Genomic DNA, 12,888 nt, shown 5'->3' on the forward strand with positions numbered 1-12,888 from the left:
CGCTCCAGCCTTGCGCGCATGGCAGGTCCGAAAAGAAAACAACATGATGAATACCAAAAATCTTTTCCGCGGCGTTGTTGCCAGTCTCGCGGCGGGCATTGTTTCCGTCCATGCACAATATCCCTCCCTGAGCGGGTCCGTGCAGGCGGAAGCAGCCAGGCGGAAGGCCGAGTCCGACCGCCGTTCGGACGAAGCGTTTCAGAACGCAACAGCAGCGATCAAGGAATGGGAGCGCAAGGGCAGGCCGTATTTGCCGGGCGCCGCCAGGCCCGGGGATCTCCCGCAGGCAAAGATTCCAGCGTTCCCCGGCGCGTGGGGTGGCGGCATGTATGCGTTTGGCGGTCGCGGCGGGAAGGTGTTCGTGGTGAACAACCTGAACGATCGCGGACCCGGAAGCTTTCGGGAAGCACTCGAAGCGGGTGGACCTCGCGTGGTTGTGTTCAATGTCGCCGGCATCATCCGGCTGAAGGAACGCATTCGTGTTCGCGCGCCCTACATCACGATCGCGGGCAACACGGCCCCTGGCGACGGCGTGTGCATCGCGGGTGACACAGTCGAGCTCGAAACCCACGATGTTGTCATACGGCACCTTCGTTTTCGGCGCGGCGAAACCTGGGTGGGGGATCGCAATGACTCGCTCGGCGGAAATCCTGTCGGCAACATCATGATCGATCATGTCTCCGCGAGCTGGGGGCTCGATGAAAACATGTCCATGTATCGGCACATGTATCAACCGCCCGGCGGCGGACAGGCGCTGAAGCTTCCAACCGTGAATATCACCATCCAGAATTCAATCTTCAGCGAGGCATTGAACACCTATAATCACGCGTTCGGCAGCACGATCGGTGGGTTGAACAGCACGTTCTATCGCAATTTGTGGGCCTGCAATTCGGGACGAAATCCCAGCGTGGGCATGACGGGAGACTTCACCTTCGCCAACAATGTGATCTTCAACTGGAGGCATCGGACCGTTGATGGCGGAGATCACAGAAGTTATTACACCATCACGAGCAACTATTTCAAACCCGGGCCCGTGACGCCAAAAGATCAGCCCATTGCATACCGCGTTCTCAAGCCGGAATCGCAGCGCAGCAAGGAGGTTGTGGACAACTTCGGCAAGGCGTTCGTCGCGGGAAACGTGGTGGAGGGCAACGCGCGCGTCACCGCTGACAACTGGGATGGCGGCGTGCAGCCCGAGACCGTGGGCTCCCTGGATGCCGCTTTGAAATCGATTCGGACCAATTCGCCGTACGCCCACGCTCCACTGGATTTGAAGCCCGCCGCGCAGGCGTATGAAGACGTGCTCGCGAACTCAGGCGCCACACTGCCGCGCCGCGATGCTGTCGATGAGCGCATTGTGCGGACGGTGCGGACCGGTAATGTCACCGCGAAACCAGGTGCCGACATTCAAGATCGGCTGGGGAGCGCGGGTTATTCCAGGCAAACCATCGATGCGATTGTTTCGATGGTGGATGGCGGACTGATCACGCATCCGGACGAAGTCGGCGGGTACCCGACTTATGCGGGCACGCCTTACCAGGATTCCGATTTCGACGGAATGCCAGACGATTGGGAAACAAAGAACGGTTTGAATCCCCGCGATGCTGCCGACGCTGCGAAGGATCTGAATGGGGACGGGTACACGAACATTGAGGATTTCATCAATGGATTGGATCCCCGCGGGCAAAAGGTCGACTGGACGGATCTCAGGAACAACGTGGATCCGCGACAGGCGAGTTGAGAATTCAGAATGAAGGCTCATGTTTTCGCTGGGGGACTGCTCGGGCTCGTTGTCTCTCTAGCTGCAATGCAGAGCGGTGGACAACCGCTCCCCGCGTTTCCAGGCGCGGATGGCGCCGCGCGGTTTGCCACGGGAGGCCGCGGCGGCGTTGTCTATCACGTGACGAAACTGGACCGCAATTTCAACGATGCCAGCGAGGGAACACTGCGCTACGGATTGACTGATGGCAATTTCCCGCCGAACACCCGCCGGACGATTGTGTTCGATGTCGCGGGCGTGTTTTGGCTGGGGCGCTATGGCGCGGAGAACGGACATGACAACGGCTGGAACTCAGGCCAGTCGCGCTACAATCTTCCGCGCAATGTGACTGTCGCGGGTGAATCGGCGCCCGGCCCCGTCATCATCATGGGCGGTGTCACGAAAGCTGGCGGGACGAACACCATCATCCGCAACGTGATGTTTGCGCCGGGTTACGGCATGCAGAATTTTCACGAGCCGCCCGAGCCCCCAACCCCTGGCGACTTTCCAGATTCCTATGTTTATGACGCGATCGATATCAGCGGTCAGAACATCATGATGGATCACCTGACGGTGGTTTACATCACGGACGAAGCCATCTCCTGCAACGAGCTGGCGGCGGATCTGACGATTCAGAATTCCAACGTGTCGCAGGGGCAGAATTATCCGCAGGCCGATGCCGAAGCGTCAGGCGTGCGCTACACGGGCCACGCCCTGGCTCACCTGTTGCAGGCGGGCTCGGGTGCGAAGATCAGCGTGCTGAACAATCTTTACGCTCACCAGGCGGGACGCTTGCCACGGGTCGGAAGCGAGGTGGGCACGGGCGCGTTCAACGAATTCCGGAACAATGTTTTTTACAATTGGTTCGGCACGGCCGGCAGCGGCGCGTCGGGACAGCCCAGCTTTAATAACTTCCTGCACAACTTCTATCTTGCGGGTCCCGGAGGCCAGCGTCCGATTGGCGGCACAAACTTTCAGCTGCAGACAGCCAACGGCGGGACCGGGATTTTTTCCGGAGCCTCCGCGACCGCAACGCGCGTTTATCGCAGCGGAAACGTGAAGGACACGAATCGTGATGGAGATGCCAGGGACGCGGCTATCGCGGATTCTGATTACACTTCCAGTTCACTCCAGGCCTCTGCATATGACATCAGCCAGGGCGTGACACTGATCGCTACAAATGCCTTTCACCACGTGCTGAGGCAGGTGGGATCGCGATGGTGGGAGCGCGATTACATCGTGACTGCCGGAAATACGAATGCCATCGATACGATTGACGAGCGGCTGATCCACGAAACCTACACTGGCACTGGCCGGATTATCGCGTGGGCGGACGATCCATTCGACCCCAGCCTCGATGAGGGAACCGAGTGGCGCAGCCTGCTCGCGTTGCGGGCTGATCCGATTTCGGGGATTGCGCCGTTCAACCATCCGCAGGGGTGGGATGAAGACGCGGATGGAATCCCCAATTATTGGGAAATTCAACATGGGCTCGATCCCGCCGTGACGAACCACAACAGCGATTTTGATGCGGATGGCTACACCGATCTGGAGGAGTATCTGCACGAACGCGCTGCGTTTCCGGCGCCCGGCGTCATCATCTTCAACAACACCGTCAGCCAGCGTTACGCGGAAATTTTCAACTGGTCTGTCAGCGGCGTGCCCGTGACGGTGGCTGGAAAGGGAACGGTGATTTCTTCCTCGCACTGGCAGCCGAGCCGGTTCGATTCGGTCATCATCAGCAATCAGACCGCGAGAGTGGACGCGCCTGGCCAGCATGCTGGAACGCTTCAGCTGGTGGGCAGCACGCTGTCCCTGAGCAACGGATGGCTGCGGGTTGCAGAACAACTCATGGTGGATTCCGAGAGTGTCGTGCAGGTGCAATCCTCGGGTGGTTTGATTGTATCGAACGGAATCGTCAACTCCGGCACCCTCCGCCTCAAGGGGTCCGCACAATTCGTTCCAGGCGGGACCTTCACGAACGCGGGTGTGCTGGATGTGATTTCCTGGCAGGGATCGCTGCCGCCGGACCTTGTCAACAGCGGCTCAATCCTGGATCGCAGCGCGATCATCATTCATGAAGCAGGATTGGAAGGCAGTGACTTCAAACTTTCTGTTCCCGGTTTTGAAGGGCACACCTTCCTGCTGCAGCACTCCGGCGATTTTATCTCGTGGGAAAATGCTGGCGACGCCGTGGCAGGAAACGGAGGGACGCTGACTTTGTCGCATCCGGGTGGCGCTGATTCCGGAGTGCGACTCTACCGCGTAGTGATTGATCCCATCCCTCTCTGAACCGCAGACATTCCCCCGCGCGAAGCCGTTTTAGCATGCGAACTATTCTTCATTTCCAGACGTTGTCCAAACCGATAACCCTTGCGCTCTCGACTCTGTGGCTTGGCCTCGCGGTGGCTGCGGCGGCGCAGTCGAACACGCTCACCCTTTGGTATGAGCAGCCCGCGGCGAATTGGACCGAAGCCCTGCCGATCGGCAACGGCCGGATGGGCGCGATGATCTTTGGCGGCATCACCAACGAGCGGATCCAATTCAATGAAGACACGCTCTGGCGCGGTGAACCTCACGATTACGTGCGCGAAGGGGCAGGGGATCAACTGGCGATCATCCGGCAACTGATCTTTGACGGAAAGGCAATTGAGGCGCAGCAGATTGCGCGCGAAAGATTTCTCAGCAATCCCGTTCGGCAACGGCCCTACCAGCCGTTCGGCGACCTCCGTTTCGAATTTCCGGGGCATGAGCGAGCGGCCGATTACCGGCGCGAGCTCGACCTTGATTCTGCCGTCGCGCGGACGTTCTATCGCGTTGATGAAGTGGGCTATTTGCGCGAGGCCTTCGCGAGTTATCCGGACCGCGCGATCGTTATCCGCCTTGCCGCCGATCATCGCGGGCGGTTGAATTTTTCGCTGGGCGTGGACAGTCCGCATACGAACTCGCAGAACCATGTGATGGGTTCGGACGGCCTCGCGCTGACCGGCCAGGTTCACACAGGCGGCGTGCGTTTCGATGCGCGGGTCAAGGTCGTCTGCACTGGCGGAAAGACGCGCGTATCGAATCGCCGCATCGTTGTGGAGAATGCGGATTCAGCCGTTGTTTATTTGACCGCGGCAACCAGCTTCAAACATTTCCTGGATATCAGCGCGGATCCCGCTCCTCGCGCTGCGCACGATCTTGAAAAGGTGTTGCGCCGGGATTTTGCAGAACTGCGCGCCCGTCACATCGCGGATCACCAACGGCTCTTTCGCACCATGAGCCTCGATCTCGGCCGCACGGCTGCCGCGGACTGGCCGACCGATCAACGGCTGCAAGCGATCAAGGCCACTGGAGTGGAAAAGGATCCGGCGCTCGCATCGCTGCATTTCCAATATGGCCGTTACCTGCTGATCGCCAGCAGCCGTCCCGGAACGCAGCCGGCAAATTTGCAGGGCGTGTGGAACGAGGAGTTGAATCCCCCGTGGGAAAGCAAGTGGACGCTCAATATCAATTGCCAGATGAATTACTGGCCCGCTGAACTCTGCAATCTCAGTTCCTGCCATGAACCGTTGTTCGACATGATTGATGACCTGGTCATCAGCGGGGCGCGCACGGCGAAGAAGCAATACGGCGCGCGCGGCTGGGTGGTGCATCACAACACGGACCTTTGGCGGGGCACCGCGCCGATCAATAACATCGACGGCATCTGGCCCACGGGTGGCGCCTGGCTTTGTCATCATCTCTGGGAACGCTACCTGTTCAGTGGCGACGAGGATTTCCTTCGCCGACGGGCGTATCCCGCGATGAAACAGGCGTCGTTGTTTTTCGTGGATTTCCTGGTGAAGGATCCAGAAACGGGCTACCTGGTCACGATTCCTTCGCATTCACCCGAGCAGCCTCCGCCCGACCGGCCGTTGCTGGGGAAAGGGCCGACGATGGACAACCAATTGATTCGTGCGTTGTTTGATTACACACAGCGCGCTGCGAAGGTGCTGGGCGTCGATTCTGAATTCAGCCAGCAACTCGCGGAACTCAGCCGGAAGTTGCCGCCGAACAGGGTCGGGAAGCATGGGCAATTGCAGGAATGGCTCGAGGACGTGGATGCGCCCAACAACAACCATCGCCATATGTCGCCGCTCTTCGCGCTGTATCCGGGATGGGGGATCACGCCTGCCGACGCCAGGATCTACGACGCTGCAAAACTGCTGTTGAAATGGCGAGGTGAGGGAAGCACGGGCTGGAGCTTTGCGTGGCGCATGCCGCTTTGGGCGCGGGCCGGGGATGGCGAGTTCGCGCTGCGCCAGTTCAACGGCTTGTTGCAGAAACGGACCCTTCCCAACCTCTTCGACCTATGCGGTCCGTATCAAATCGACGGGAACTTTGGCGCACCTGCAGGGGTTGCTGAGATGCTGTTGCAAAGCCACATCACGGAGGAGCGTGAAGATGGCGGCGAATTGCGCGTGATCGACCTGCTCCCGGCGCTGCCCAAGGCATGGGAGACCGGATCCGTGCGGGGATTGCGCGCGCGCGGTGGATTTGAAATCGATCTGCGATGGGCAAACGGCGCGCTCGAGGAATGCGTCATCCGCTCGGCGGCAGGGCAAAAATGCAAGCTGCGGTACGGCGTTAAAACGGTTGAACTCAACACCCGCAAGAATCGCGAGTACCGGCTTGATGGCGCATTGAAACAGTAACGACGCGAAGTTTATGAGAATCCGACACCACCTGTTCCTTGCACTCGGCGCCACGCTCCTGCTGCCCTCCATTGCTGCGGCGCTGCCTTCCGCAATTCCGCCTGAGGCGCAATCGAAAGACCAATACAGGATCGCGGTTTGTGATTGGATGATTCTCAAGCGGCAGAAGCTCGGGGCGTTTGCGCTGACGAGGGAGATTGGCGCGGACGGCCTGGAGCTCGACATGGGCAGCCTTGGCAAGCTCGACACCTTTGACAACCAGCTGGCCAAGCCGGAAGTGCGCCAGCAGTTCCTTGAAAAAGCACGGGAGTTGAACCTGGAAATTTGTTCCATTGCAATGTCGGGCTTCTACGCGCAATCGTTTGCTGAACGGCCGACTGTGCCGCGGATGATCGACGACACGATTGCGACGATGAAGGAGATGAACGTGAAGGTCGCATTCCTGCCGCTCGGTGTGATGAGTGATCCTGCGCGGCATCCGAACCTGCGCGCGGCAGTCGTCGAACGCCTGAAAATGGCGGGCGAAAAGGCGCAGGCAGCGGGGGTGATCATCGGAATCGAAACCGAGCTTCCGGCATCCGAGCAGGTCAAGTTGCTCGACGATGTTGGTTCACCCGCGATCAAGATCTATTACAACTTTGCCAATGCCATACAGAATCGCCGCGACGTCTCCGAAGAGCTGCGCGTTCTGGGGCGCGACCGCATCTGCCAGATTCATTGCACCAACCAGGACGGCGTCTGGTTGCAGGATGACCCAGCCGTTGACATGAAGAAGATCAAGGCGGCTCTCGATGACATGGGATGGCGTGGCTGGCTTGTGATTGAGCGATCGCGCAAGGCGAGTGACTCCCGCAATGTCAAAGGCAACTTCGGCGCCAACTCAGCCTACCTGAAGACCGTGTTTCAATCGGGGAACAATTAGGCGCAGGGAGTATTGTTCCCCATCCGGCGGCAGACGGATACCCCACGCAATTCACCCCCTGCAAGTGGCTGAAGCGACCATGCAGAATCGGTCGCGATGAACGGTGAACTTTCTGCAACTCTAACATTGCCCGCCGCTTTGCCGAGCGACGCGACCAGCGCCCCTGTCGCTTTGCTGGGTGTGGTGTTCGATCCCGTCACGCTCCCGCAGACCCTGCAGCGGATCGAGGATATGATTGCATCGCGCCGGCCGCATTACATTGCAACCGCCAACATGGACTTTGTGGTGCAGGCGCGGGCCGACCTTGAGTTGAGGCGAATCCTTTTCGAGGCTGACCTCGTTCTCTGTGACGGCACGCCGCTGGTTTGGGCCTCTCGTCTGCTGGCCAATCCATTGCCGGAACGAGTGGCCGGCGCGGACATGGTTCCCGAATTGATCCGGGTTGCGGCGGAAAAAGGCTACCGCCTGTTTCTTCTCGGAGCCGCACCCGAGGCCGCAGAGCGCGCTGTTGCGAACCTCCGGCGCCAGCATCCAAACCTCCAGATCGCTGGACACTATTCGCCGCCGTTCAAGCCGTTGCTTGAAATGGATCACGATGACATCAACCGCCGGATTCGCGATGCGAAACCCGACATTTTGCTTGTCTCGTTCGGCTGTCCGAAACAGGAGAAGTGGATCTCGATGAACTACCAGTCGCTTAACGTGCCTGTCTCGATTGGGGTGGGTGCGACGATCGATTTTCTGGGAGGCCAGATGAAGCGCGCTCCGCGATGGATGCAACGATCGGGGCTCGAGTGGGTTTATCGGCTGATGCAGGAGCCGCGGCGGCTGTTCAAGCGTTATGCCGTCGACATGGGTGTGTTCGGCACCCAGTTTCTCTGCCAATGGTTTCGATCGAGCGCCGTGTGGTTGCGCGACAGGGAACGCGGCTGCGCCGGAACAATGCGCACGCATAACTGGCAGCATGTCGGCTTGCCGGCGCATTTCGATGTCGAGGCGGTTCGGCTGAACGGGTCCGTGCTCAAGCAGGCGATCGACGGGACGCGGCACTGCCTGCTTGATTTGCGCCAGGTGAAGTTCATTGACAGCACGGGGATCGCGGCGTTGATGCATTTGCAAAGGGCCTTGCGCAAAGATTCGCGCACACTTGTGCTGCTCGCCCCCAGTCGTTCCGTGCGAAACGAACTTGAATTCATGCGGCTGACCGAGTTCTTCCGGATTGCCGAAACCCTGGACGAGGCGCAACGAATCAAGGACTCACTGCAGCAGGAGAAGGCAGCTCCCGTCGTTGGGCAAAATCCGATTGTGTGGCGCGGGGAGATCACGGTCACGAACGCGGACGAGGTGCTGACGCTGAGCGAACGATGCCTCCTTGCGGCGTCCGAAAAGGTGAAAGTGGATCTGTCGCAGGTGCGCTTCATCGACAGCACGGGAGCCGCCGCGATGCGTCGTTTGTGCTCTACGGCAGTGCGGGCGGGGCGGCAGGTGGTATTTACCGGGATGTCTCCAGCTGTATTGAGCGTGCTTCGCTGCTGCCGGATCGACCCCACTGTTGCCGCACGAGCAGCCAAAACTCATGCTGTTCATAACGGCGAACCCGAACGGGCCTTCGCCGAGTGATTCCGATGCGCATCGGGATTTCCACTTCTGTCATTCAGCAGGGCCGTACTGGAATCGCGCAATACCTGTTCGCCCTGCTGCGCGGTTTTGCTCGGACCGAATCGGGGCATTCGTTCACCTTGTTTGTCCTCGAGCGCGACCTGCCGCTGTTCGATTTCGTTCGCCCCGCCATGCGGCTGGTTCCAGTGGAGGAGCAGTACCGGCCTCCTGTGAGGAACATTTTCTGGCATCAGTTTCATCTGCCGCGGCTGGTTCGCGAATGGGAGCTCGACGTCCTGCATGTGCCGAGTTATCGCCGCATGCTTTTTCCGCGACCCTGCCGCCTCGTTGCGACGATTCACGATCTCGCGCCCTTTCATGTCGCGGGAAAGTATGATTGGAAGCGGATGCTTTATGGCAGGTGGGTGGCGCGGGTTCTGGCTGCGCGTCAGGACCATGTGATCGCAATCAGCGGGAATACGGCGAACGACGTGCGCAGGTTCTTCAGGGTTCGCCCGGAACGCACGACGGTGATTCATAACGGCCTTGAGCACGACCGCTTCAATCCGGGTTCGCGTGAAAAGGCCCGTGAATGGGCATCGCACACACATCAGTTGAGCAAGCCGTTCTTTCTATATGTGGCGCGGCTTGAGCATCCTGGAAAAAATCACGTGCGCGTCATTGCCGCGTTCGAGCGCTTTCGCGAGGCCACTGGATTGGACTGGCAACTCGTGTTTGGAGGCAGTGACTGGCACGGTGCCGAAGCCATCCACGAACGCGCGCGCGCATCGTCCTGCGCAGGGGATATTCGGTTTCTCGGTTTTGTTCCGGATGGCGAGTTGCCGGATCTTTATCGCGCAGCCGGCGCGTTTGTGTATCCCTCGCTGTATGAAGGTTTTGGCATGCCGCCCACTGAGGCCATGGCGTGCGGCTGCCCTGTGATCTGCTCCACGCGCGGTTCCCTCGGCGAGGTTGTGGGTGAAGCAGCAGCCCTCGTGGATCCCGAACGTGAGGAGTCGATAGCCGAACAGATGATTGCGGTAGCGGTGGACGAGCGAGTTCGCGAGCAGTTGCGCCGCGCGGGCCTCGAACAGGCGCAGCAGTTCAACTGGAATACAACAGCTTCCCGGACGCTCGAGGTTTACGAACGCGTTATGTCTGGTTATGGTGCCCAACGCGTTCCTGCCGCAACAGCGCTGGCAAAAACACCGATGCCCGCCGCGAGCGGCAAGTGATCGCCACGGCGATGACATTAAACTTTCGAGAACAGGGCGAAGGTCCGCCACTCATCATCCTGCACGGCCTGTTTGGGTCGCTGGAGAACTGGGCGCACATCGCGCAGCAACTGTCCGAAAACTTCAAGGTCTTCACGCTGGACCAGCGCAACCACGGCAGCTCGCCGCACAGTCCTGACATGAACTTCCCGGTCCTCGCGCGGGATGTTTCGGAGTTTCTGAAGGAACATCATATTCAGCGGGCGCATATTCTCGGACATTCATTGGGCGGCAAGGCGGCGATGGAGTTTGCCTTGAGCGAGTGTGCAAATGTCGATCGGCTGGTGGTGGTGGACATGGCCCCGCGCGGTTATCCGCGGCGTCATGACGAAATTTTCCAGGCGCTTCTCGCGCTGCGACTGGAAGCATTCAGGACGCGCGCCGAAGTCGAGCAGGCGCTGGCCGGAGATATTCCCGACCTTGCCGTCCGCCGCTTCCTGTTGAAGGGGCTTGCGCAGGATGAGCCTGGACGTTTTCGGTGGCGCTTCAATCTCCCGGTCTTGTTTCAACGCTACGGCGAACTTACGGAAGCGGTCGCTGGCGGGCGCGTGTGCGATCGTCCCGCGCTGTTCATCCGCGGCGGCGAATCCGATTACGTGCGCCACGAGGATTTGCCATTGATCCGGAAATTTTTTCCACATGCGGAGATCGCGACGATTGAATCGGCGAGCCATTGGGTGCATGCAGAGCAGCCGGAAAAATTTCTCGATCAGACTCGGAAATTCTTGTGCGGAAACTTTTAACCGTACCGGCTTGACTGTCATTTGGTGCGTTCACATATTGCCATCCGATTCCGTGGGTAGAAGCCTTTAGAAACAAAGATCCGTATGTCGAAGCCCAAGGCCCGCAAGCCGGTGCAGAGCGCAAGCACGAAGAAATTGAAGGCGGGCAACTCCGACATCACCGCGAATCACCGGGATCTCACAGCGGACCAGGCTGCCGACGCAGTCGTTCAACACCTCGGTTCCACGAACGGCCAGCCGGCGACAGCGGTCGCACAGAACAAAGCCGCCGAGATCACCGAAAAAATCAAGGAGCTCGTCCGCCTCGCCCAGGAACAGGGTTATCTCACTTACGGCGACATCAATGACACATTGCCGGACACGCTCGTCTCTCCCGAGGAGCTCGATGAGATCCAGGTCAAGCTGCGCAATCTCGATGTTGAAATCGTGGACCAGGCTGAAGTGGACCGCGTCAAGCAGCCCGAGCCCGAGGAGGAGGAGGATAAATCACGGCTCGACATCCTTGACGATCCCGTCCGGATGTATCTCAAGCAGATGGGGCAGGTGCCGCTGCTGACGCGCGAGCAGGAGGTGGAGATTTCGAAACGGATCGAGGACGCGGAAAACGAAGCGAAGAAGGTGCTCTACGGTTTTGGATTTTCCGGGAAGGAACACATTGCGCTTGCCGAGAAGCTTGTCTCCGAGCCGCCGAAGGAACGATTTGACCGCGTTGTCATTGACAAGAAAGTGGAGACGCGCGAGTCGCACGTGAAATTCCTGCGCAAGCTCATGAAGCATGTGCGCGAACTCGACCAGGAGGTGGATGAGCAGTTCGCCGAATGGCAGGTGGCTCCGGAAGGCAAACGCGATGCAGCGCACGCCGAGTTCCGCAGGGCCGACCAGAAGCTGCAAAAGACTTTCGACAAGTTCTGCTACAAACAGAAGGTCATTGAGGAAATGGCGCTCGTTGCCGAGAACATTCACGACAAGATTCAGCTCAGCATTCGCACGATCCGAGATCTCGAGACCCGGCCTTCCCCTTCCAGCAGCGCGATCATTGAATCCGAGCAACGCAAGGTGAAGGCGTTGGAGGAATTCGTGCGGATGCCCTTCCAGGATTATTTGCGCGCGTACGAGCTGCTGAAGGTTTTTGCGTTGAAGGCGCTCCAGGCGAAAACCGAGATGGTGGAGGCCAACCTGCGCCTCGTGATTTCCATCGCGAAAAAATATACCAACCGCGGCCTCTCGTTCCTCGATCTCATCCAGGAGGGCAACATGGGCCTGATGAAGGCGGTGGAGAAATTCGAATACCGCCGCGGCTATAAATTCTCCACGTATGCGACGTGGTGGATCCGCCAGGCCATCACCCGTTCGATTGCCGACCAGGCGCGCACGATCCGCATCCCGGTTCACATGATCGAAACGATCAATCGACTGATGCGCGTGCAGAAGCGATTGATACAGGATTTTGGACGGGAACCCACCGCGGAGGAACTGGCTGATGAAATGCAGCTGCCAGTGGATCGCGTTCGCGCCGTGCTGAAGATGGCTCAGCAGCCCATCTCGCTGCAGTCTCCCGTGGGCGATAGCGAAGACACCAACTTCGGAGATTTCATCGAGGACAAATCGACGGAGAATCCTTCCGACGTAACAAGCTTCAGCCTGCTCAAGGACAAGTTGACCGACGTGCTCTGCAGCCTGACGGAGCGTGAGCGCAAGGTGCTGGAACTGCGTTTTGGGTTGGGCGACGGCTACTCGCGCACGCTTGAGGAGGTCGGCAAACAGTTCCGCGTGACACGCGAACGCATCCGCCAAATCGAAGCCAAGGCCCTGCGAAAGATGCGGCACCCGACGCGCATTCGGCAGCTTCACGGATTCCTCGAAGTCGAAGATCTGGAATGACTTTGCCGCGCGGGCACACTCGACGGCAGAG

8 protein-coding genes are annotated in these 12,888 nt (G+C 59.3%); all 8 read left to right on the forward strand.

Annotated elements, in window-relative coordinates; all coding sequences use genetic code 11:
- Positions 1-46 precede the first annotated feature (46 nt).
- The 8 genes from VEH04_00380 to rpoD all read left to right on the forward strand — a co-directional run bounded on the left by VEH04_00380 (position 47) and on the right by rpoD (position 12,857).
- Positions 47-1,741 (forward strand): polysaccharide lyase, encoded by a 1,695-nt coding sequence (locus tag VEH04_00380; protein HYG21206.1) that lies wholly within the window; start codon positions 47-49, stop codon positions 1,739-1,741.
- 9 nt (positions 1,742-1,750) lie between these two features.
- Positions 1,751-4,051, forward strand: coding sequence for a hypothetical protein (locus tag VEH04_00385; protein HYG21207.1), 2,301 nt, complete (start codon positions 1,751-1,753; stop codon positions 4,049-4,051).
- Positions 4,052-4,086: 35 nt separating this feature from the next.
- Positions 4,087-6,438: a glycoside hydrolase family 95 protein gene (locus VEH04_00390; protein ID HYG21208.1), complete on the forward strand. Its 2,352-nt coding sequence runs from the start codon at positions 4,087-4,089 to the stop codon at positions 6,436-6,438.
- A 13-nt stretch (positions 6,439-6,451) separates the two neighbouring features.
- Positions 6,452-7,360 carry a sugar phosphate isomerase/epimerase family protein gene (locus VEH04_00395; protein HYG21209.1) on the forward strand — a complete coding sequence of 303 codons (909 nt, stop codon included), beginning with the start codon at positions 6,452-6,454 and terminating at the stop codon, positions 7,358-7,360.
- 96 nt (positions 7,361-7,456) lie between these two features.
- Complete coding sequence (locus VEH04_00400) at positions 7,457-8,980, forward strand: WecB/TagA/CpsF family glycosyltransferase (GenBank protein HYG21210.1); 1,524 nt, start codon at positions 7,457-7,459, stop codon at positions 8,978-8,980.
- A 5-nt stretch (positions 8,981-8,985) separates the two neighbouring features.
- Positions 8,986-10,194, forward strand: coding sequence for a glycosyltransferase family 1 protein (locus VEH04_00405; GenBank protein ID HYG21211.1), 1,209 nt, complete (start codon positions 8,986-8,988; stop codon positions 10,192-10,194).
- An 11-nt stretch (positions 10,195-10,205) separates the two neighbouring features.
- Positions 10,206-10,976 carry an alpha/beta fold hydrolase gene (locus VEH04_00410; GenBank protein ID HYG21212.1) on the forward strand — a complete coding sequence of 257 codons (771 nt, stop codon included), beginning with the start codon at positions 10,206-10,208 and terminating at the stop codon, positions 10,974-10,976.
- A gap of 84 nt (positions 10,977-11,060) precedes the next feature.
- The gene (gene rpoD, locus VEH04_00415) at positions 11,061-12,857 is read left to right on the forward strand and encodes an RNA polymerase sigma factor RpoD (protein ID HYG21213.1); all 1,797 of its coding nucleotides are present in this window, start codon (positions 11,061-11,063) and stop codon (positions 12,855-12,857) included.
- The last annotated feature ends 31 nt before the right edge of the window (positions 12,858-12,888 follow it).

The sequence above is a fragment of the Verrucomicrobiia bacterium genome, from assembly GCA_035629175.1.
Lineage (GTDB): Bacteria > Verrucomicrobiota > Verrucomicrobiia > Limisphaerales > DASXHY01 > DASXHY01.

Excerpts from the sequence above, each read along its gene's own strand:
- VEH04_00380 (HYG21206.1), top strand. The coding sequence starts at position 47 with ATGAATACCAAAAATCTTTTCCGCGGCGTTGTTGCCAGTCTCGCGGCG.
- VEH04_00385 (HYG21207.1), top strand. The coding sequence starts at position 1,751 with ATGAAGGCTCATGTTTTCGCTGGGGGACTGCTCGGGCTCGTTGTCTCT.
- VEH04_00390 (HYG21208.1), top strand. The coding sequence starts at position 4,087 with ATGCGAACTATTCTTCATTTCCAGACGTTGTCCAAACCGATAACCCTT.
- VEH04_00395 (HYG21209.1), top strand. The coding sequence starts at position 6,452 with ATGAGAATCCGACACCACCTGTTCCTTGCACTCGGCGCCACGCTCCTG.
- VEH04_00400 (HYG21210.1), top strand. The coding sequence starts at position 7,457 with ATGAACGGTGAACTTTCTGCAACTCTAACATTGCCCGCCGCTTTGCCG.
- VEH04_00405 (HYG21211.1), top strand. The coding sequence starts at position 8,986 with ATGCGCATCGGGATTTCCACTTCTGTCATTCAGCAGGGCCGTACTGGA.
- VEH04_00410 (HYG21212.1), top strand. The coding sequence starts at position 10,206 with ATGACATTAAACTTTCGAGAACAGGGCGAAGGTCCGCCACTCATCATC.
- rpoD (HYG21213.1), top strand. The coding sequence starts at position 11,061 with ATGTCGAAGCCCAAGGCCCGCAAGCCGGTGCAGAGCGCAAGCACGAAG.